The sequence below is a fragment of the Bailinhaonella thermotolerans genome (genome assembly GCF_003594875.1).
Taxonomy (GTDB): Bacteria; Actinomycetota; Actinomycetes; order Streptosporangiales; family Streptosporangiaceae; genus Bailinhaonella; species Bailinhaonella thermotolerans.
On record NZ_QZEY01000018.1, the window covers coordinates 54,513 to 75,177 of the forward strand.

The 20,665-nt window shown below is 73.7% G+C and carries 20 protein-coding genes; 14 read left to right on the plus strand and 6 right to left on the minus strand.

Going from position 1 to position 20,665, the window contains the following annotated elements; genetic code table 11:
- Positions 1-114: 114 nt before the first annotated feature.
- Positions 115-1,380, plus strand: a complete 1,266-nt coding sequence (locus D5H75_RS32210) for a sensor histidine kinase (protein WP_147425343.1) — start codon at positions 115-117, stop codon at positions 1,378-1,380.
- A gap of 9 nt (positions 1,381-1,389) precedes the next feature.
- Positions 1,390-2,052: a response regulator gene (locus tag D5H75_RS32215; protein ID WP_119930358.1), complete on the plus strand. Its 663-nt coding sequence runs from the start codon at positions 1,390-1,392 to the stop codon at positions 2,050-2,052.
- 226 nt (positions 2,053-2,278) lie between these two features.
- Here D5H75_RS32215 and D5H75_RS32220 read toward each other — a convergent pair whose 3' ends face one another.
- Both D5H75_RS32220 and D5H75_RS32225 read right to left on the minus strand, forming a co-directional pair.
- A complete protein-coding gene (locus D5H75_RS32220) occupies positions 2,279-4,147 on the minus strand; it encodes a coiled-coil domain-containing protein (RefSeq protein ID WP_119930359.1) in 1,869 nt (622 codons plus the stop codon).
- Positions 4,148-4,243: 96 nt separating this feature from the next.
- A complete protein-coding gene (locus D5H75_RS32225; protein WP_119930360.1) occupies positions 4,244-5,560 on the minus strand; it encodes a THUMP-like domain-containing protein in 1,317 nt (438 codons plus the stop codon).
- Positions 5,561-5,907: 347 nt separating this feature from the next.
- On the opposite strand from D5H75_RS32225, the gene D5H75_RS44360 reads away from it, so the two are divergent.
- Positions 5,908-6,894 (plus strand): DNRLRE domain-containing protein, encoded by a 987-nt coding sequence (locus D5H75_RS44360; RefSeq protein ID WP_119930361.1) that lies wholly within the window; start codon positions 5,908-5,910, stop codon positions 6,892-6,894.
- 186 nt (positions 6,895-7,080) lie between these two features.
- On the opposite strand, the gene D5H75_RS32235 is transcribed toward D5H75_RS44360, so the two are convergent.
- Both D5H75_RS32235 and D5H75_RS32240 read right to left on the minus strand, forming a co-directional pair.
- Positions 7,081-7,935 carry a TIGR03619 family F420-dependent LLM class oxidoreductase gene (locus tag D5H75_RS32235; RefSeq protein WP_119930362.1) on the minus strand — a complete coding sequence of 285 codons (855 nt, stop codon included), beginning with the start codon at positions 7,933-7,935 and terminating at the stop codon, positions 7,081-7,083.
- 393 nt (positions 7,936-8,328) lie between these two features.
- A complete protein-coding gene (locus D5H75_RS32240) occupies positions 8,329-8,826 on the minus strand; it encodes a MarR family winged helix-turn-helix transcriptional regulator (RefSeq protein WP_119930363.1) in 498 nt (165 codons plus the stop codon).
- A 117-nt stretch (positions 8,827-8,943) separates the two neighbouring features.
- Here D5H75_RS32240 and D5H75_RS32245 point away from each other — a divergent pair, with 117 nt between their 5' ends.
- The 3 genes from D5H75_RS32245 (at position 8,944) to groL (ending at position 12,113) form a co-directional block, all read left to right on the plus strand.
- Complete coding sequence (locus D5H75_RS32245) at positions 8,944-9,816, plus strand: NAD-dependent epimerase/dehydratase family protein (RefSeq protein WP_119930468.1); 873 nt, start codon at positions 8,944-8,946, stop codon at positions 9,814-9,816.
- Positions 9,817-10,101: 285 nt separating this feature from the next.
- Positions 10,102-10,413: a co-chaperone GroES gene (groES, locus tag D5H75_RS32250; protein WP_055482820.1), complete on the plus strand. Its 312-nt coding sequence runs from the start codon at positions 10,102-10,104 to the stop codon at positions 10,411-10,413.
- A gap of 77 nt (positions 10,414-10,490) precedes the next feature.
- On the plus strand, positions 10,491-12,113 hold the full coding sequence (groL, locus tag D5H75_RS32255) for a chaperonin GroEL (RefSeq protein ID WP_119930364.1): 1,623 nt from the start codon (positions 10,491-10,493) through the stop codon (positions 12,111-12,113).
- A gap of 167 nt (positions 12,114-12,280) precedes the next feature.
- Here groL and D5H75_RS32260 read toward each other — a convergent pair whose 3' ends face one another.
- On the minus strand, positions 12,281-13,024 hold the full coding sequence (locus tag D5H75_RS32260) for an MBL fold metallo-hydrolase (protein WP_119930365.1): 744 nt from the start codon (positions 13,022-13,024) through the stop codon (positions 12,281-12,283).
- A 171-nt stretch (positions 13,025-13,195) separates the two neighbouring features.
- Here D5H75_RS32260 and D5H75_RS32265 point away from each other — a divergent pair, with 171 nt between their 5' ends.
- A complete protein-coding gene (locus D5H75_RS32265; protein ID WP_147425344.1) occupies positions 13,196-13,792 on the plus strand; it encodes a hypothetical protein in 597 nt (198 codons plus the stop codon).
- Positions 13,793-14,020: 228 nt separating this feature from the next.
- Positions 14,021-14,254, plus strand: coding sequence for a PDDEXK family nuclease (locus tag D5H75_RS32270; RefSeq protein ID WP_119930367.1), 234 nt, complete (start codon positions 14,021-14,023; stop codon positions 14,252-14,254).
- 272 nt (positions 14,255-14,526) lie between these two features.
- Here D5H75_RS32270 and D5H75_RS32275 read toward each other — a convergent pair whose 3' ends face one another.
- Positions 14,527-16,110, minus strand: coding sequence for a PucR family transcriptional regulator (locus D5H75_RS32275; RefSeq protein WP_119930368.1), 1,584 nt, complete (start codon positions 16,108-16,110; stop codon positions 14,527-14,529).
- A gap of 148 nt (positions 16,111-16,258) precedes the next feature.
- On the opposite strand from D5H75_RS32275, the gene uraD reads away from it, so the two are divergent.
- Genes uraD through D5H75_RS32305 form a run of 6 tightly spaced genes read left to right on the plus strand, consistent with a single transcriptional unit; the run spans position 16,259 to position 20,647 of the window.
- Positions 16,259-16,765: a 2-oxo-4-hydroxy-4-carboxy-5-ureidoimidazoline decarboxylase gene (uraD, locus tag D5H75_RS32280; protein WP_277949992.1), complete on the plus strand. Its 507-nt coding sequence runs from the start codon at positions 16,259-16,261 to the stop codon at positions 16,763-16,765.
- Positions 16,762-17,070, plus strand: coding sequence for a hydroxyisourate hydrolase (gene uraH, locus D5H75_RS32285; RefSeq protein ID WP_119930370.1), 309 nt, complete (start codon positions 16,762-16,764; stop codon positions 17,068-17,070). The genes uraD and uraH overlap by 4 nt, the downstream gene beginning before the upstream one ends.
- Positions 17,071-17,072: 2 nt before the next feature.
- The gene (gene pucL / locus D5H75_RS32290) at positions 17,073-17,963 is read left to right on the plus strand and encodes a factor-independent urate hydroxylase (protein WP_119930371.1); all 891 of its coding nucleotides are present in this window, start codon (positions 17,073-17,075) and stop codon (positions 17,961-17,963) included.
- 4 nt (positions 17,964-17,967) lie between these two features.
- Complete coding sequence (locus D5H75_RS32295; protein ID WP_119930372.1) at positions 17,968-18,846, plus strand: FAD binding domain-containing protein; 879 nt, start codon at positions 17,968-17,970, stop codon at positions 18,844-18,846.
- Positions 18,837-19,313: a (2Fe-2S)-binding protein gene (locus D5H75_RS32300; RefSeq protein ID WP_119930373.1), complete on the plus strand. Its 477-nt coding sequence runs from the start codon at positions 18,837-18,839 to the stop codon at positions 19,311-19,313. The genes D5H75_RS32295 and D5H75_RS32300 overlap by 10 nt, the downstream gene beginning before the upstream one ends.
- On the plus strand, positions 19,310-20,647 hold the full coding sequence (locus tag D5H75_RS32305; RefSeq protein WP_119930374.1) for an 8-oxoguanine deaminase: 1,338 nt from the start codon (positions 19,310-19,312) through the stop codon (positions 20,645-20,647). The genes D5H75_RS32300 and D5H75_RS32305 overlap by 4 nt, the downstream gene beginning before the upstream one ends.
- The last annotated feature ends 18 nt before the right edge of the window (positions 20,648-20,665 follow it).

Below are 20,665 nucleotides of genomic sequence, written 5' to 3' on the forward strand. Positions count from 1 at the left end.
TCCACGCCCCCTGAGGGCCACGCCGGGCCGCCGCCGCTGATACCCCGGAGGTATGTTCGGGATGGCCCCACTGTGTGACGCTGTGGTGGCGATGGCTCGCATAGTCTGCGCAGCGTGGGCGAACTCATGGAGACGCGCGGATATCTGAAGGTCCTGGCCGACGACGTGACCGGGGCGCTGTGGCGGCGGCCGAACGTGCTGCCGCGCAGCGTCCTGCCGGCCTGGCTCACCCGGTCCGCGGTGGTGTACATCGCGCTGGCGATCATCTTGGCCGGGGTCACGTTCGGCATGTTCGCCGCGGCGTACTTCCCGGTGATCGACGAGCACTCGCGCGGTCCGGAGAACTCCTTCGTCGTGCTGCTCGTGTCGCTGGCGCAGACCCTGCCGCTGCTGCTGGTCTGGCGGGCGCCGCTGCTCGCCTGGCGGATCACGGCGGCGGGCATGTTCGTCCAGAACTTCGTCGCCCTCATGCACGACGCCTGGCCCTGGTCGCCGGGCGCCTGCATCGTCTACGTGGTCGTGCTGACGGTCGTCGCGCTGGCGTGCGACCGTCGCACCGTGATCGCGATCGGGATCGTGAGCGTCGGCGGGATCGTGTTCCCCGGCGCCGCCTCCGTCGGCATGGATCCGATCATCGCGCTGCTCGCGGTGGCCCTCGTGACCGTGCCGCTGGTCGTCGGCGACGCCGTCCGCGCCCGCCGTACGGCGGAGCGCAGCCTGGCCGTGAGCGAGGAGGAGCGCAAGTCCGAGGCCACGCTGCGGGCCGTGCTGGAGGAGCGGGCCCGGATCGCGCGCGAACTGCACGACATCGTCGCGCACCACATGTCGGTGATCGCGGTCCAGGCCGAGGCCGCGCCGTACCGGATCAAGGAGCTGCCCGAGCCGGCGCTGGAGACGTTCACCACGATCCGGGGCGCGGCGCGGGAGGCGCTGACCGAGACACGGCGGCTGGTGGGGCTGCTGCGCGAGGGCGGCGAGCGGGCCGAGCGCGCGCCGCAGCCGGACGTGGACCGCATCGAGGACCTGGTCAGCGAGGTGCGCGGCACGGGCATGGACGTCGAACTCAAGATCATCGGAACGCCGTCGCCGCTGCCCACGGGCATGGGCCTGTCCGTCTACCGGATCGTGCAGGAGTCGCTGAGCAACGTGCGCCGCCACGCCCCGGGCGCTCCGGCGGTGGTCGAGATCGAGTACGGCTCGTCGGAGCTGGACCTGCGCGTGGTGAACGGGCCGGGGAACGGGCAGGGCGGCCTGTCCGACGGGCGGCCGGGACACGGGCTCCTCGGCATGCGCGAGCGCGTCGCCGTCTACAACGGCACGCTGGAGGCCGGCACGGCCGACGACGGCGGCTTCGTGGTGAAAGCGTGGATTCCGCTATAAGGTCTTGGCGTGACGATCCGGGTCGTATTGGTGGATGATCAGGCGCTTATCCGCGACGGGATCGCGGCCCTTCTCCAAGCGGGTGGTGAGATCGAGGTCGTCGGCCAGGCGGAGAACGGCCGGGAGGCGGTTCAGCTCGCCGAGTCCCTGCGGCCGGACGTCGTGGTCATGGACATCCGCATGCCCATCATGGACGGCCTCACCGCGACGGCCGAGATCATGATGGGCCTTGAGCCGCCGAAGGTGCTGGTGCTGACCACCTTCGACGAGGACGAATACGTCTACGAGGCGCTGGCCGCGGGCGCGAGCGGGTTCATGCTCAAGGACGCCTCCGCCGGGGAGCTGATCCACGCGGTGAAGGTGGTGGCCGCGGGCGACGCGCTGCTGGCGCCGTCGATCACGCGGCGGCTGATCAGCGACTTCGCGCGGCGGCGGCCGGTGCGGTCGATGGTGGGCGGGCGGCTGGACTCGCTCACCGCGCGCGAGCAGGAGGTGCTCTCGCTGATCGCCAGGGGCCTGTCGAACACCGAGATCGCCGAGGAACTGGTGGTCGCCGAGCAGACGGTCAAGACCCACATCGGCCGCATCTTCACCAAGCTGGGCCTGCGCGACCGCGCCCAGGCCGTCGTCGTCGCCTACGAGTCCGGCCTGGTCCGCACCGAGTCCGCCTGACCCTCCCGGGTCCGCCCGGCCCTCCCGGGTCCGCCCGGCCCTCCCGGGTCCGCCCGGCCCTTCCGCCGTACGGCACGCGCGGTGCGCGGCCGGCCTGCGCCGCCCCGTGCCTTCCGCGGTCGCCGTACGGCCGGCCCCGGGCCGCACACGCCGTACGGCTGACGCGTGCGCCTGCCGTACGGCGTGCGGCCGAAGGCTCCGGGGGCGGGGTCTTCGGGGGGCGGGGTCAGTCCTTGCCGCGCGTGGGGCGGAGGAGGGCTTCGGCGAGGGCGAGCATGGTCTCCTCCAGGGCGCCGAGACGGCGGGTGACGTCGGCGTGGACGGACTCGTTGCTCTTGGCCAGGAGGTCGGCGAGCTGGTCGCGGTCGGGACGGGCGCGGACCTCGTCGAGGACGGGCTGGAGGGCGGTGACGGCCTCGCCCAGCCGCCGGTCGAGGGCGTCGAAGCGCTCGCTCTGGGAGCCGCCCTGGTTCTCGGCCAGCTCGCGCAGGACCTTCTGCACCTCGCCGACCTGGGTGTCGGTCAGCTCCCGCAGCCGGGTCTCGATGTCGCCGACGCGGCCCTCGGCCAGCTCCCGGAGGGTCTCCCGGATGCCGCCGACCTGCGTGCCCGCGAGCTCGTCCAGGGCCTCCCGCAGCCCGGCGATCCCCGCGCCGGACAGCTCGGCCAGCGTCCGCTGGATGTCGGCGATCCGCGCGTCGGGCAGCTCGGCCAGCGCCGCGTGGATCTCCGTGAGCCGGTCGCCGGTCAGGTCCGCCAGGGTCTTCTGGATCTCGGCGACGCGGGTGTCCGACAGCTCGGCGAGGGTCTTCTGGATCCCGGCGATGCGGATGGAGGTCAGCTCGGCCAGCGTCCGCTGGACGTCGGCGACCTGGGTCTCGGACAGCTCGCGCAGCCGCTCGCGGATGTCGCCGACGTCGCCCTCGGCCAGCTCGTTCAGCGCCGCGTGGATGGCGGTGAGCTGGGTGCCGGACAGCGCGTCCAGCTTGTCCTGGACATCGGCGAGCCGGCCCTCCGCGAGTTCGCGCAGGGTCTCGTGCAGGTCGCCGAGGCGGCTCTCGGACAGCTCGCGCAGGCGGCGGTGCAGCTCGGCGATCTCCAGGGTGGCGGGGAGCTGGCTGACCCGCTGGCTCACGGTCTCGACGCGGTCGTCGATGTTCTCCAGGTGGTCGTCCATGCCCTCGAACCGGATGTCGAGCCCGCTGAACCGGCCGTCGAGCCCGTCGAGCCGCCGGTCCTGCGCGTCGAACCGGGTCTCGGCCCGCTCGAACCGTTCCTCGGTCTCGTGCCGCAGGCCGTCCACCGCGCCCTCGACCCCGCCCAGGCGGCTCTCCACGCCGTCGAGGCGGCCGCTGATCGCGTCGAGGCGGCTCGTCACGCCGTCCAGGCGGCCGGCGTTGCGCCCGATGTCCTCGCGCAGCTCCGCGGCGGCCCCGGCGACCGTCCGGTCCACCCGCTCGCCCAGCTCGCGCTGGCCGGTGCCGAGGTCCTGCACGGACGCCTCGAGCTGCTCGGTGCGGCGGGCCAGCTCCGCGAGCGACCGGTCCAGGCGGGTGAAGCGGCCCGCGGCGGCCTCCATGTTGCCGCCGAGCCGGTCCAGCCGCTTGGTCACCTCGGCGAGCTGCGCGGCGGTGGCGGTGCTGCTGTCGATGAGCGCCTGGAGCCGGCCGAGCGCCTCGTCCACGCTCTCGGACACCGACCCGACGTCCGCCCACAGGCTCGGCAGCTCAGAGACGGGCTTGACGCGCTCGCTGACGTTCTCGACCCGGTCGCCGACACTGTCCACGCGGTCGCCCACGGCCTCGACGTGCTGGGCCAGCCCCTCGGCCCACTCCGGCGGCCTGCTGGACAGGTCGTCGATCCGGCCCGCCACCGCCTCGACGCTGCCGCTGAGCCCGCCGAGCTCGCGTTCGCGCACCTCGCGGAGCAGCCACTCCATGCCCTCCAGGCGCTGCCGGATCTCGTCGAGAACGGCGCCCTGGGTTCGCTGCTCGTACACGTGGTCCTGCGCGGCGCGCGCGAGGAGTTCGCGCATCCGGTCGGAGACCTGGGTCTGACTGCCCGCGTTGAGGAGGGTGTGATTGGAGTGATCCACCGATGCGATCCTCACCGACTCAGGGTGGGCCGGTGCTGGCCCAACGAAGCACTAACTGTAATGACTCGGTGACTCCGCGTCTCGGGTTGCGGCGAATCAGGAGTGTGAACGGGCCGGGTGCGGGGTAGCGGCGCAGATCAGCGCGTACGGCCGCGCTCCGATCCGGGTGAGCACGACCGTGGCGGGGTGCTCGCCGGTCAGCCGGAGGTCCTTGCGCAGCCGTTCCACGTCCACCGCGGACCCGCGCTTCTTGATCGTCACGGGGCCGGTGCCGCGCTCGCGCAGCGCCGCGCGCAGCCGCTTCAGCGAGAACGGCAGGACGTCCAGCACCTCGTACGCGCTCGCCCAGGGGGTGTCCGCGAGCGTGTCGGAGGAGATGTAGGCGACGCGCGGGTCGAGCAGCCGTCCCCCGACCTCGGCGGCGACCTCGGCGACCAGGTGCGCGCGGATCACGGCCCCGTCGGGCTCGTAGAGGTACCGCCCCGGGTCCCCGGTGGGCGGGGGCGCGTCCGCCGAGGGGGTCAGCGTGTGGCCGCCGGGGAGGAGGGTCGCGCGCCGCCGTACGCCGTCGGCCAGCTCCCCGAACCAGAGCGCGGCCTCCTTGACCTCGCCCCGGTCGGAGACCCATTCGGCGCCGGCGCCCTCGGGGACCAGCTCGTGGGGGATGCCGGGGGCGACCTTCACGCACGCGGCGGGCGCGGCCGAGGCCATCTCCACGATCCGGTCGAACGGGGGTGAGTACGAGGCCGGGTCGAATATTCGCCGGCCGGTGCCCGCGCGCCGCGCCGGGTCGGCGAAGAACGCGTCGTAGGCGGCGGGGTCGAGCGAGGCGGCGTCTCCGACGTTCACCGTGACCCGGCCGGCGAGGCCGAGCGCGTGCGCGTTCGCCCGCGCCACCTCCACGGTGAGCGGGTCGAGATCCACGGCGTCCACCTCGAACCCGGCCCGCGCCAGCGCGATCAGGTCCCCGCCGATGCCGCACCCGCCCTCGGCGACCCGCAGCCCGTTCCCGGGTACGGCACCGGCGGCGTCCTCCGCGCCGGAGCGGGCCGCGGGCTCCACGCCCGCCGCTCGGCCGGGGCCGGCCGGGCCGGCCGGGCCGGCGGGCCGGGGGGCGGCGGCGAGGCGGGCGAACCTGCGGGCGCGGTGCTCGGCCACGCTCCGCCGCGTGGACTGCTCCAGCCCGTGCGGCGTGAAGAACATCCGCTCCGCGTCATCCCCGAACTTGGCCCGCCCCCGCTCCCGCAGCCGCGCCATCGTGAGCGCCGCCCCCGTCAGCTCCGGGCCGTACGACCTGCGCAGCGCCGTCGCGGCCGCCACCGGGTCCGCGTTCGCGGCGAGCACCTCGGCGGCCTCCGCCAGCGCCCGCGCCCCCTCCTCGGAGAGCAACCCCCTGAACCCGTCCACGTCCACCCCGGAACGTTACCCCCGTGTCTCCCCGCTTCCGCCGACGGCTCCCGTACGGCGCCGCGCGACCTGCCGTCTCACGGCCCCGCGCGGCCGCCGTCTCACGGTCCTTCGGCCACGCGCCGGCTCTCCCGCTCAGTATGAGCGGCTCGCGCCGCGGCCTCCGTCTAGGGACCGGGCCGCGAGCTTCGCTTACGCCGGACTTGGGCTGTTTCTAAAGGCTATTTCGGTCCGTCGAAAAATATGACGGACCCCTTACGAGGCGGCGCTCGCCCGTGACGGCGGCGGGGTGGGTGCGCTGCACTTGCTCACGTAGCTGAAATGCGTGAAGGGGATGACAGATGCTGAATGGGATGCTGGGGACTTGGCGGCGGCGGGCGGCGGCGGTTCCGCTGGCGATGCTCGCTCTGGGGGCGGGAGGTCTCGCGGTGCCCGCGGCGGCCCAGGCCGCCGAGGAGGCGCCGGTGACGCTCAAGCCCTACAGGACCACCACCTATGTCCAGAACCGGGCCGGAGCGCTCTTCGACGTCCCGGGCGGGCTGACCGCGGGGATGCGCGACCCCGCCGGGACCGCCCGGCTGACCAGGTCCTACATGATCTACAGCCTCAGCGGGCTGCGTGACCGGAAGGTGCTCGGAGCCACCCTGCGGCTCAGGCAGAACTCCGCCGCCGACTGCGTCCCCCGGCCCGTCGAACTGGGCATGACACAGGACACCGTGGGTTACTCCTGGAACACCCAGCCGACCTGGATCCGGTCGTTCGGCACCCAGTCCTCGGGGGCGGGCGGCGGCGCGGCGTGCCCGGCGGGCGACCTGTCGTTCGACGTCACCGGCGCGGTCCAGGACGTCCTGGGGAAGACGTACGGCTCCGACTACACCCTTCCGCTGGGGATCCGCGTGCCGGCCGAGTCGGAGACCGACCCGAAGTCCGGCAAGCTGTTCGGCCCCGCCCCTGAGCTCGTCCTGACGCTGGACCCGGCGTCGGCCCCGGTACCGCAGATCCCCGGCGTGCCCAAGGCGCTGCGCGTCTCCAGCGGCCCGTACGCGGGCTTCCAGTTCTGCTTCAACAAGAACGGCTCCTCGGCCGGGCCCGTCACGACGACCGCTGCCTCCAGCACCACGCTCGGCGCGACGCCCGACAGCACCGGCTCCGTCTCCTCCGCGACCTTCCGCATCAGGAACGTGGCCGGGGTGGAGGTCTACAGCCAGCACGGGAGGCTGCAGAACGGGCAGTTCCTGAGCTGGGTCTCTCCCGGCCAGCTCCCCGCGGGCCGTTACTCCCTGCAGGTCGGCTCGTCCGCGGGCTGGACCCCGTCGTGTGAGCTCGTCGTCACCCAGTAGCGCCTGAACCGTCCGGCTCCCGGCCCCACCGGGAGCCGGACGTGGTCGTCCTCCCGCCCCCCGGGTTCCCGCACGGCCGGCACCACGGCCGGGTTCCCGGGGTTTCCGGGGTTCACGGCGGACCGACGCCGGCCGTACGGCGGGAAGCGGGAGAGGACGTGCGTCCGCTCCCGCCGGCGGAGGGCGTCAGAGGAGGGCGTGGCGCTCGGCGAAGGACTCCAGCTCCGCGCGCTGTTCGGCGGGGTCGGTGGCGGCGGTGTTGACGACGAGGCGGGTCACGCCCTCGGCGGCCAGTTCCTCGACCCGCTCGGGGGTCATGTCGAGGGAGCCGAAGCGGGTGTACTCCAGGGCGTCCGGGTCGCGGCCGGACTCGGCGGCGGCGGCGCGGGCCAGCTCCCACTGGCGGGCGCGCTCGGCGGGGGTGAGGGAGCCGCCGGGGAAGTAGCCGTCGCCGCGCTCGCCCGCCCGGCGGGCCGCCGCCGCGCTGGACCCGCCGACGTGGATGGGCAGGGAGGTGGCCCGGTACGGCTTGGGGAAGCTGACCAGGTTCTCGAAGGAGAAGAACTCCCCGTCGTGGCCGACGCCGTCCTCGTCCCCGGCCCAGAGCAGGCGCAGCACGTCGATCGCCTCGTCCGTACGGCGCCCGCGCGTGGCGAAGTCGACGCCCACCGCCGCCGCCTCGCCGGGCAGCGCGCCGATCCCGACGGTCAGCAGCCGCATCCGCCCCTTGGACAGCAGGTCGACGGTGGCCAGGCGCTTGGCGAGGGTCACGGGGTGGTGGTACGGCAGCAGCAGCACCCCGGTGCCGAGCAGGAGCCGCTCCGTGGCCGCCGCGACGAACGCCAGGCAGTCGAGCGGGTCGGCGTACGGCAGGGCGGGCGGCATCTCGTACGCCCCGAGCTTCGCGCCGGGATACAGCGCGACGTGCTCGGGCATGTACAGCGACTCGAACCCGCACTCCTCCGCCAGCCGCGCGAACGCCGCCATCCGGTCCGGATCGACCCCGAAATACGGCGTCCCGTAACTGATCCCGAACTTCATCGCCAATCCCCGATCCCCGGCCCACGCCGGAATCCGCCGTCCGTCAGCAGGCCGTGATGCTAGGACCCTGACACCGGCGTCAAGGCAAACCGCCCGCCCGCGCCGCCTCCTCGTTCGTACGGCTGGCGCCCCGCCGACCTTGCCGCACCCGGCGGGGGCGGCCTCCCCGTCCCCCGCAACCCCGCCCGGCTCCGCCTCGGGGGCGCTCCGCCCACCTCGGAGTGGCCGCCGGCGCCGGCCGCACCGGAGCCCGCCGTACGCGAGCCCGCCGTACGCGAGCCCGCCGTACGGAAGGGGCGGCGGGAAACGGCGGCACGCGGGAAGCCGGAGGCCCGGCCCGGAGATCACGGAGACCCCGGAGATCACAGAGACCCCGGAGAGGCCTGCGGAGGTCTACAGGTCCGTGTCGCCGAGGGAGTGGAGCAGCTTGCGGAGGAGGCCGGCGAGGAGGTCGCGCTCCTCGGGGGTCAGGGCGGAGATGAGCTCGTCCTCGCGGCCGAGGTGGCCCCGGATGAGGTCGTGGGTCAGCGCGGCGCCCTCCTCGGTCAGCGTGATCTGGACCTGCCTGCGGTTGTCGGGGCAGGTCCAGCGCTTGACGAGGCCGCGTTCGACCAGGCGGTCCACGCGGTGGGTGAGGGCGGCGGAGCTGACCATGGCGGAGCCGAGGAGATCCTTGGCGCAGAGGGTGTGGCTCGGGCCCGAGCGCAGCAGCGTGGCCATGACGTCGAACTCCCAGGGCTCGACGCCGCGGGAGTTGAAGTACTCCTTGACGCCGCGTTCGAGCAGGCGGGACGCCCTGGAGACGCGACCGACGACGCCCATCGGGGAGGGGTCGAGGTCGGGGCGGACGTTCTTCCACTGCTCGGTGATGAGATCCACGGCGTCCTTCATGGGGCCGACTCTACCTCAAACATTTAAGCATCGAACTGTTTGACATCGCGATCTGGGCGGGTTTAACGTCTTACCATCGCACAGTTCGACATTGAAATGTTCGACATGGAGGGTGAGATGAAGGTTCTGCTGCTGGGCGCCACCGGCTACATCGGCTCCGCGGTCTCCGAGCGGCTGACCGGCGCGGGCCACGAGGTCGTGGCGCTGCTGCGGGCCGGTCGCGAGTGGCCCGGCGGGGAATCCCGCGTGGGCGACATCTCCGACCCGGCCTCGCTCACCGCCGCCGTCACCGACGACATCGACGTGGTGATCCACGCGGGAGCCCCCGCCGGGGAGGCCGAGCCCGGGGTCGTCGAGGCGCTGCTCGCCCCGCTGCGCGGCACCGGCCGCGCCTTCGTCTACACCAGCGGCGTCTGGGCCCTCGGCGACACCGACGGCCTCGCCGACGAGGACGCGCCGGTCAGCCCGCCGCCCATCGTCGCCTCCCGTCCCGCCGCCGAGGCCCTGGTCCTCGCCGCCGCCGGGCAGAACGTCCGCTCCGTCGTGATCCGCCCCGGCATCGTGTACGGCCGCGCCGCCGGCATCCCGGCCATCTTCGCCGGGCAGGCCGGGCGGCAGGGCGTCGCGCGGTACGTCGTGACCGAGGCCGGCGCGGACGCCCCGCACTGGAGCACCGTCCACGTGGACGACCTCGCCGCCCTCTTCGCCCTCGCCGTCGAGCGCGCCGAGCCCGGCGCCCTGCTCCACGGCGTGGCCGAGGAGGGCGTGTCCACGAAGGACTTCGCCGAGGCCGTCGCCAAGGCCGCCGGGGCCGACCGCGTCGAGCCCTGGCCCGTCGCCGAGGCCGCCCAGGTCCTCGGCGAGCCGTTCGCCCGCGCCCTCGCCCTCGACCAGCGCGTCTCCGGCGCCCGCGCCCGCGGGCTCCTCTCCTGGACCCCCGAGCGCCCCGGCCTCCTCGACGAGGTCCTCACCTCCTACGCCCCCGCCTGACCGGCCCCCGGAGAGGGCGCGCCCGGGTGGACGTACGCTCGGAGGGGACGGTGAAGCCGATAGCGAAACGTGGCTGAACGTGGGCGGGCGGGGTACGTGTCCGTGTTGACTGTCCGGGCAGGTCCGCATACTGTTTCGTGTTGGCACTCTCACCTTGAGAGTGCCAGAATGACGACGACGAGGCAGGTCTGGCACCCGCGACGGCAGGCCGCCGGTCGACTCTTCTACTTTTGCGGCCAGCCTCTCCGGCCGGCCCGAAATCGAAATCGAAGGGGAGGTCAGATCGTGACGACCGCCACCAAGGTTCCCGTGAAGCCGCTCGGCGACCGCATCGTTGTTCAGCCGCTTGAGGCCGAGCAGACGACGGCCTCCGGCCTGGTCATCCCGGACACCGCCAAGGAGAAGCCCCAGGAGGGCAAGGTCCTCGCGGTGGGCCCGGGCAACTGGGACGAGGACGGCGAGAAGCGGATCCCGCTGGACGTCAAGGAGGGCGACGTCGTCCTCTACAGCAAGTACGGCGGCACCGAGGTGAAGTACGGCGGCGAGGAGTACCTCGTGCTCTCCGCCCGCGACGTGCTCGCGATCATCGAGAAGTAGTCGCCAGACAGTGACAAAGCCCGGGCGGTCCCATCGTCCCGGGCTTTGCCACGTTCTTCACTGAGAAGAGGACGTAGATGCCGAAGATCCTGGAGTTCGAGGAGGACGCGCGGCGCGCCCTTGAGCGCGGCGTGAACGCGCTGGCGAACGCGGTCAAGGTCACCCTCGGCCCCCGCGGGCGCAACGTCGTGATCGACAAGAAGTTCGGCGCCCCGACCATCACCAACGACGGCGTGACCATCGCCCGTGAGGTCGAGCTGGACCAGCCGTACGAGAACCTCGGCGCGCAGCTCGCCAAGGAGGTCGCGACCAAGACCAACGACGTCGCGGGTGACGGCACCACCACCGCGACCGTCCTCGCGCAGGCGATGGTCCGCGAGGGCCTGCGCAACGTCGCCGCCGGCGCCTCGCCGCTGTCGCTCAAGCGCGGCATCGACCTGGCCGCCGCCGCGGTCGGCGAGAAGCTGCTGGCCTCGGCCCGCCACGTCGAGGACAAGAAGGAGATCGCGAACGTAGCCACGATCTCCGCCCAGGACGCCAAGATCGGTGAGCTCATCGCCGAGGCGTTCGACAAGGTCGGCAAGGACGGTGTCATCACCGTCGAGGAGTCGCCGACCATGGGCATGGAGCTCGAGTTCACCGAGGGCATGCAGTTCGACAAGGGCTACGTGTCCGCCTACATGGTGACCGACCCCGACCGCATGGAGGCCGTCCTCGAGGACGCCTACGTGCTGCTCCACCAGGGCAAGATCTCCTCGGTGGCGGACTTCCTGCCGCTGCTGGAGAAGGTCGCCCAGACCAAGAAGCCGCTGTTCGTGGTGGCCGAGGACGTCGAGGGCGAGGCCCTGGCCGTCCTGGTGACCAACAAGATCCGCGGCACCTTCACCTCGGTCGCGGTCAAGGCCCCCGGCTTCGGCGACCGCCGCAAGGCGATGCTGGCCGACATGGCCATCCTCACCGGCGGCCAGGTCGTGTCCGAGGAGGTCGGCCTCAAGCTGGAGCACGTCGGCCTCGACGTCCTCGGCCAGGCCCGCCGCGTCGTGGTCACCAAGGACACCGCCACCATCGTGGACGGCGCCGGCGACGCGCAGGCCATCGAGGACCGCGTCCGCGAGATCCGCCTGTCGATCGAGCAGAGCGACTCCGACTGGGACCGCGAGAAGCTGCAGGAGCGGCTGGCCAAGCTGTCCGGCGGCGTCTGCGTGCTCCGCGTGGGCGCGGCCACCGAGGTCGAGCTCAAGGAGAAGAAGCACCGCCTCGAGGACGCGATCTCCGCGACGCGCGCCGCGATCGAGGAGGGCATCGTCTCCGGCGGCGGCTCCGCGCTGATCCACGTGTCCAAGGACCTGGACGACCTCGGCCTGTCCGGCGACGAGGCCACCGGCGTGGCGATCGTCCGCAAGGCCCTCGTCGAGCCGGCCCGCTGGATCGCCGAGAACGCCGGCCTGGAGGGCTACGTCGCGGTCAGCAAGGTCGCCGAGCTGTCCGCGGGCCAGGGCCTCAACGCCGCCACCGGCGAGTACGGCGACCTGCTCGCGCAGGGCGTCATCGACCCGGTCAAGGTCACCCGCTCGGCCGTCCAGAACGCCGCCTCCATCGCCGGCATGCTGCTGACGACCGAGGCCCTCGTGGTGGACAAGCCCGAGGAGGAGGAGCCCGCCGCGGCCGGCCACGGCCACGGTCACGGCCACGGCCACTGATCCACCGGATCGGGTGAGCGCCCCTCGCCCGCCGTACGGCACAGCCCCCCGAGGCCGCCGCCGTACGGCCGGGCCGGGGCCGCGCCGCGAACGAGAACGGCGTCCGCCGGGGAGGTGCCCCCGGACGGGCGCCGTTCTCGTCTTCTCCCGGCCCGCCGGCAGGGCGATCAGTCGAGGTCGAGCGTGAGCCCGCCGGACGCGATCCGGATCTCCCCGGCGTACGGCCCGGCCGCGGCCTCGGCGGAGGCGCCGGGGTCCACGCCCGGCATGAGGTGGGTGAGCCAGAGGCGGGCCGCGTCCGCCCGCGCCGCCTGCTCACCGCGCTGCCGCGCGCTGGACAGGTGCCCCGCCAGGCCGGCCGGGACCTCCTCGGCGTACGACGCCTCCGCGACCAGCAGTCCGGCGTCCCGGGCCAGCGCCGCGACGTCTGGGCTGGGCCCGCTGTCGCCGGTGTAGGCCAGCGTCCGGCCCCCGGCGGAGATCCGCATCCCCGCGTTCGGCGGCATGTGCGGCAGCGCCCGCGTCTCCACCCGGAACGGCCCCGCCTCGAACACCGCCCCCGGCTCGAACTCCCGCAACCGGTAGGCGTCGTCCAGCATCCCGGGCCGGTCCAGCGCCAGCACCGCGTCCAGCGCCCTCGGCGGCGCGTACACCGGCAGCGCCGCCGCCGGGTCGTCCCGCAGCGCCCGCGCCCGCAGCAACGGGTTCAGGTCCGCGCAGTGGTCGGGGTGCCCGTGGCTGACCAGCACCGCGTCCACGTCCTCCACCGGCATCGCGTCCATGATCCGCTGTGCCGTGCCGTACCCCAGGTCGACGAGGAGCCGGAACCCCTCGTGCTCCACCAGGAACCCGCTGCACGCCTCGCGCGCCGTCGGGAAGGCCCCGCTCGCTCCCATGACAGTGACTCGCATCGGCCCACGATGCCCGCCCCGTCCCGCCCCGCGCCACAGGCGTGATCATCCACCCGCTCGCCCCCCCCCGTTCGGAGGCGGCCCGGACGGAAAGGTTGTGCCAGGTCAGAGCCAGGCAGTCTTTGATCGGGAAGGCGTTTTCCGCCCCGGCGCGGAAGCAAGACACAGGGCATGAGAAGAACCACGATCATGCTGCTCGCCACCGCGCTCACGTCGGCGGCCGCCTTCACGGCCTCCGCGCCCGGCACGGCGGCGCAGGTGTCCGGCGGGGGAGCCGCGGCCGAGCGGACCGGCCCCGGCGGCGAGCACCCGCACTGGCTGCACCGGCTGCGCGGGGAACTGGCGAAGTTCAAGAACCCGAAGGTCGCGGAGCGGCACGGGTACAAGCGGACCGACGTCTGCGCCCAGTACCCCTACCGCGGCGCGGACGGCCGCCTCCTGGGCGGGATGGGCTACCACTACGTCAACCATCGCCTCGTCGCCGATCCCCGGCTGGAGCCCCTGCGCCCCGAGGTCCTGGTGTACGTGCCCGACGGCCGCGGCGGCCGCGTCCTGGGCGCGGCCGAGTACTTCAAGGTGGACCGGGACCAGCGCCTGGCCACCGCCGACGACCGGCCCCGCCTGTTCGGCCAGGACTTCCAGGGCCCGATGGAGCCGCACGAGCACGGCATGCCGATCCACTACGAGCTGCACGTCTGGCTCTTCAAGCACAACCCCAAGGGCCTCTTCGAACCCTGGAACCCCAAAGTCACCTGTCCCCGAGCCTGACCCCACCCCGGCCCCCAAGAGACAGATCACACCCCACCCGCCGGCCCCGCCCCCGGGGGTCGGCGCGCCCGCCCGCGGCCGCCTCCTCTGAAATCGTCATCCCGGGCGGGATCGGCTGACTTCTCGGCCGGATTCCGGAGTTTCGGTCATCCCCTTGAGGCCGGGCGGCTACATCCCGTTTCGGCTTCAACGCGTTGCGTGCCTCGACGAGGAGGGGATGACGGAACCATGGCCACGGACAGCAGCAGGCTCGACGATCACGTGGTGAAGCCGCGGGAGTGCGCGAAGGCCGGCGCGCCGCTCTTCATGGTCGTCGATCCGTTCACGAAGACGGTACGGCTGCTGAGCAACCCGTCGGAGGAGGGCTATCAGACGGAGACCAAGGTCAAGTTCGGGGATCGGCTCGAACTGCCCGCGCCCTGGAACCTGACTTTGGACACTTCCCGGTTCCCGGCGGCGTAGGGCTTCGCCTCGCACTGAGAATCGGTCCGCGCGTGTCGTTTGGGCGCGGACGGGTGGGCGGTGTATGTGGACGGCGCACGCCGGCCGCGGGGGTGGTCAGGACGGGCGAGGTCTCCGAATGTTCTCCGCGGGCGGCGGGCGCCGGGTCGCCTTGAGCCTCGCGGGCCGCGCCGGTCCCGGTCAATGAACCGGGCGCAAGTTCGTGTGATCACCCGACCGGGGCCGCTCCGGCCGCGCCCCCGATTGGCGAGAAGCACAAGACCTCGCGGCGGTCAGGGGAGGCGGAGGGCGAGGAAGAAGTCCACGCGGTCCTGGAGCCTCGTCAGGTCCCGCCCGGTCAGCTCCTCGATCCGGTGGATCCGGTAGCGGAGGGTGTTCACGTGGAGGTGGAGAGCCTCGGCGCACCTGGTCCAGGAGCCGGAGCCGTCGAGGAACGCCGTCAGCGTGCGCACCAGGTCGGCGCGGTGGACCCGGTCGTACTCCAGCAGGGGCCCCAGCAGCCGGGCCCGGAACATCTGGCGCACCTCGTCCGGCACGCTGGCCAGCAGCATCATGTGCGTGCCCAGCTCGTCGTGGCCCACGACGGCCGCCGCGCCGGGGCGCCCCGCCGCCACCAGACGCGCGTGCCGCGCCTCCTCGACCGCGCCCCGCAGCCCGGCCGCGTCCACGGCCCCGCTCACCCCCGCCGTCACCCGGCTCGCCCCCAGCCCCGGCGTCAGCGCCTCCAGCGCCCGCCGGACCCGCCCCGCGACCCCCTCCCCGCCGTCCGCGCCACCCCTGGCCCCGATCCCGCCGCCCGCCCCGCCCCCGGCTTCGGTCCCGTCCTCGCGCGCCGGGGCCGCGCCCGGCTCAGGCCGTACGGCGGCGCCGACCAGGGCCACGACCTCGTCGCCGTGGAAGGCGAGCACGGGGCGCTGGGGGTGGAGGGCCTCCCGGAGGATCGCGCGCACGTCGGCGGGGCGCAGCGGCGGCGTGGCGGCGGCGGCCACCGCGGTGTACGGCGCGCGGCCCGACAGGCCGGTGAGGTCGAGGTGGAGGGCGATCTCGGCGGGGCGGGCGTCCGTGGCGACCAGGCGGACCAGGTCGGCCGCCAGGCGGTCCTCCGGGGTCGGGCGGGTCCGTTCGAGGTCGATGACGGCGGCCAGTTCGGCGGCCAGGGCGCGGCGCTCCTCGGGCCAGTCGCCGGCGGGGCCCTGGAAGGCGAGGAACCAGTCGGCGACCCGGGCCGTGCCGTGCTCGTCCACCGCGAACAGGGAGTGACCGGCGTGGTCGCGGGGCAGGCGCGGCGCGGTGAGGAACGCGGCGGCCAGGCCGGCGGGGTCGGGCGGCCCGGGGCGCGGCCCGGCCACCACGCGGCCCGCCGGGGTGAGGACCCAGCAGGGCATCCCCAGGTCGAGCGCGACCAGGTCGAGGACGGCGTCCAGGCCGGGGCCGGAGACCAGGCGCCGGTGCCGGTCGAGGACGGCGGTGAGGTCGGCGGCCCGCGCCGTGGACAGCCGCCGCATGATCTGCTCGGTGATCGTGGCGAAGGCGAGGTCCTCGGGGACCTGGAAGAGCGGGACGCCGTGCCGTTCGCACGCCTCGACCAGGTCGCCGGGCATCTCCCCGGCCATCGCGTCCCAGGCCGCCAGCCCGGCCACGCGTGAGCGCGCCAGCGCCGCGACGAAGACCTCCGAGTCCGCGGGGGAGTGCCGCCACACGAGCCCGGTCAGCACCAGCTCCCCACCCGAGAGGTACCGGCTGGGGTCGCGCATGTCGGTGGTCACGACCCACCGGATGACCCGGTCCAGCCGGTCCTCACCGCAGACCGGCGTCAGCCGGAGCCCCGGGATCGACAGGAGCGAGCGCAGCCTCATCCCGGGGAGGCTAACCCAGCGGGACGGGCGGCGGACTTGTCGGAAAGCACAAACACCCGCCCCGGACGGGTATCCGTCTTCGGACTTCTTGTTCCTAGACCGCCCCCGCGATGGCTGTGTCTACTTGCGGCAACGAACGGAAGGAGCCGTGGTGCTCGACTGGTTCAACGCCCTCGCGCCCGAGAAGGCCGAGGCGGAGCTCCTCGCCTGCTGCGCCTCCCGAGCCTGGGCCAAGGCCGTCGCCGGGCGCAGGCCGTACGGCGACCTCGCGGCGCTGACCGCGGCGGCACGCGCCGAGATCGCCGGGCTGAGCTGGGCGGACGTGGAGGAGGCCCTGAACGCGCACCCCCGCATCGGCGACCGCGCCGCGGGCGAGAGCCGGGAGGCCGGCTGGTCGCGCCGCGAGCAGGCGGGCATGGCGGACGCCGCCGAGGAGACCGCGCGGGCCATGGCCGAGGGCAACCTCGCCTACGAGGAGCGGTTCGGGCACGTCTTCCTGATCCGGGCGGCCGGCCGCGGCGCGGAGGAGATGCTCGCCGAGCTGCGCAGGCGGCTGGGCAACGACCCGGAGACCGAGCGCGCCGAGGTCCGCGGGCAACTCGCCGGGATCACGGAACTGCGGCTGGCCAAGCTGCTCGGCGAGGAGGCGCGATGAGCCTGTCCACCCACGTCCTCGACGCGACGCGGGGCCGTCCCGCCGAAGGCGTCGCCGTGCGCCTGGAGACGGCGGACGGCGTGAACCTGGCCGAGGGCCGTACCGACCACGACGGGAGGCTGCGCGACTGGGCCCCGCCGCTCACGCCCGGCGAGGTCTACCGGCTGGTCTTCGACACCGGCTCCTACTTCGGCGGGCAGACCTTCTACCCCGAGGTGACCGTGACCTTCCGACTCGGCGAGGGGCACCACCACGTGCCGCTCCTGCTCAGCCCGTTCGCGTACTCCACGTATCGAGGGAGCTAGCCATGTCAGTCGTTCTCGGGACGAACCGGTACGGCAAGGCGGAGACCCGCGTGGTCCGCGTCGTGAAGAACGGCGGGACCCACGAGATCAGGGACCTGAACGTCAGCGTCGCCCTGTCCGGCGACATGGCCGAGACGCACCTGACCGGGGGGAACTCCAAGGTGCTTCCGACGGACACCCAGAAGAACACCGTCTACGCCTTCGCCAAGGAGCACGGCGTCGGCGAGATCGAGGAGTTCGCGCTGCTGCTGGCCAGGCACTTCGTGGACTCCCAGCCCTCGATCCACCTGGCCCGCGTGGCGGTCGAGGAGTACTTCTGGGACCGGGTCGAGCCCGCCGGCGGCCCGGGCGAGCGCCGGCACTCCTTCGTGCGCTCCGGCCGCGAGACCCGCACCGCCGTGGCCCACTACGACGGCGAGCGCGCCACGCTGGTCTCCGGCCTGAAGGACCTGGTCGTCCTGAACACCACGGGCTCGGAGTTCTGGGGCTACCTCAAGGACCGCTACACGACGCTCGCCGAGACGCGCGACCGCGTGCTGGCCACGCAGGTCACCGCCACCTGGCGGCACGTCGGCCACACCGTGGGCAGGTCGGACTACGCCAAGTCGTACGCGCGGGCCCGGCGGCACCTGCTGGAGGCGTTCGCCGAGACGCACAGCCTCTCGCTCCAGCAGACGCTGTACGCCATGGGCGCGCGAGTGATCGAGAACGGGCCGGAGATATGTGAGGTACGGCTGGCGCTGCCCAACAAGCATCACTTCCTCGTGGACCTCGCGCCCTTCGGGCTGGAGAACGACGGGGAGGTGTTCTACGCGGCCGACCGGCCGTACGGACTGATCGAGGGGACCGTGCTCCGCGAGGGCACGCCCGACGACACGCTGGCGTGGAGGTGAACCGATGGAATTCCTGCGCCCCACGTCATGGGGGGAAGCGCTGGCGGCCAAGGCCGACGCTCCGGGCGCCGTCCCGATCGCGGGCGGCACGGACGTGATGGTCGAGCTGAACTTCGACAAGCACCGGCCGGAGGCGCTGCTGGATCTGAACCGGGTCGGCGAGCTCGCGACCTGGAGCGAGGAGGAGGACGGCCGGCTGCGCGTCGGCGCGGCCGTGCCGTACGCCCGGATCATCGGCGAGCTGGGGGGCCGGCTGCCGGGGCTGGCGATGGCCGCCCGCACGGTGGGCTCGCCGCAGATCCGCAACCGGGGCACGGTGGGCGGGAACCTGGGCGCGGCCTCGCCCGCCGGGGACTCGCACCCGCCGCTGCTGGCCGCCGACGCCGAGATCGAGGTGGAGTCGGCGGCGCGCGGCACGCGGATGATCCCGGCCGGGGAGTTCTACACGGGCGTGAAGCGCAGCGCGCTCGCGCCGGACGAGCTGATCCGCGCGTTCCACGTGCGGCCGGCCGAGGGGCCGCAGCAGTTCTCCAAGATCGGCACCCGGAACGCGATGGTGATCGCGGTCTGCTCGTTCGGCCTGGCGCTGCACCCGTCCGACCAGCGGATCGGGACCGGGATCGGCTCGGCCGCCCCGACGCCGCGCCGCGCGTTCGAGGCCGAGGAGTACGCCGCGGGCGAGCTGGACTGGGCCGGCCGCTCGCCGCTGGACGAGCGGGTGGCGCGGCGCTTCGGCGAACTGGCCGCCCGGGCCGCCGCGCCGATCGACGACGTGCGCGGCACCGCGGAGTACCGGCTGCACGCGCTGTCGGTGATGGCGCGGCGCACGCTGACCTGGGCCTGGAAGGACTACCTGAACGGGGGCGCGACGGCATGCGCGTGAACTTCACGGTCAACGGGGTCGAGCAGACCGCCGACGACGTCTGGGAGGGCGAGAGCCTGCTGTACGTGCTGCGCGAGCGCGTCGGCCTGCCGGGCTCCAAGAACGCCTGCGAGCAGGGCGAGTGCGGCTCCTGCACGGTCTACCTCGACGGCACTCCGGTGTGCGCCTGCCTGGTCGCGGCCGGGCAGGCCGAGGGCCGCGAGGTCCGCACGGTCGAGGGCCTGGCCGACGGCGAGAGGCTGGACCCGATCCAGGAGGCGTTCGTCGAGTGCGGCGCGGTCCAGTGCGGCTTCTGCACGCCCGGCCTGCTCGTCCAGGCGCACGACCTGATCGAGCGGGTGCCCGAGCCGAGCGACCCGGAGATCCGCGAGGCCCTGGCCGGGAACCTGTGCCGCTGCACCGGCTACGAGAAGATCCTGGACGCCGTACGGCTGGCCGCCGCGCGCAAGGCGGAGGCCGGCCGATGAGGACGGTCGTCGAGGGCGCGTACATCGCCCCGGTCGTGGGCGAGGAGATCCCCGACGGCCATCTGGTGATCGACGACGGCGTGATCACCGCCGTCGGCGCGGGCCCCGGCCCCGAGGGCGGCGAGCGGATCGACGGGCGCGGCTGCCTGGCCACGCCCGGCCTGGTCAACACCCACCACCACCTCTACCAGTGGGCGACGCAGGGGCTGGCCCCCGACGGCACGCTGTTCGAGTGGCTGGTGGCGTCCTACCGGATCTGGGGCCGGATGGACGCCGAGGTCGTCTCCGGGGCCGCGAGCGCGGGCCTGGCCTGGATGGCCAGGACCGGGTGCACGACCAGCAGCGACCATCACTACCTGTTCCCCAAGGGGCGCGGGGACCTGTTCGCGGCGGAGATCGAGGCGGCCCGGCGGATCGGGCTGCGCTTCCACCCGGCGCGGGGCTCGATGGACCGGGGCGAGTCGCAGGGCGGGCTGCCGCCGGACGAGGTCGTGGAGACGCTCGACGACATCCTGCGCGAGACCGCCGACGCGATCGAGCGGTTCCACGACCCCTCGCCCGGCTCCATGGTGCGGGTCGCGATCGCGCCCTGCTCGCCGTTCTCGGTGAGCGGCGACCTGCTGACCGAGGCCGCCAAGCTGGCGCGCGCCCACGGCGTGCGGTTGCACACCCACCTCACCGAGACGCTCGACGAGGAGGAGCACTGCCTGGAGCAACTGGGCTGCACCCCCGTGGAGTACATGGACAAGCTCGGCTGGCTCGGTCCCGACGTGTGGCTCGCGCACTGCGTGCACCTGCGCGACGGCGAGATCCGGCGGTTCGCCGAGACGGGGACCGGCGTCGCCCACTGCCCCAGCTCCAACGCCCGGCTGGGCGCCGGCATCGCGCGCGCCGCCGACCTGCTGGCCGCGGGGGCGCCGGTCGGCCTGGGCGTGGACGGCGCGGGGTCGTCGGAGATGACGCCGCTGGTCGGCGAGGTGCGCATGGCCATGATGATGGCCCGCGCCCGGGGCGGCCCCACGGCGATGACCGCGCGGCAGGCGCTGGAGATGGGCACCCTCGGCGGGGCCCGCTGCCTGGGCCGCGAGGACGAGATCGGCTCGCTGGAGCCGGGCAAGCTCGCCGACGTCGCGCTGTGGCGGGTGGACGGCTTCTACGCGGCCGTGGACGACCCGGTCACCGCGCTGGCCTTCGGCCGTACCCCGCCGCTGGCCCGCCTGCTCGTCGGCGGGAGGACGGTGGTCGAGGACGACGAGCTGCGCACGGTCCCGCAGGACGAGGTGGCCGCCGCCGGCGCCGCCGCGCACCGCCGCCTGCTGGAGGCCGCCCGATGAGCACCCGCTTGGAGGCAC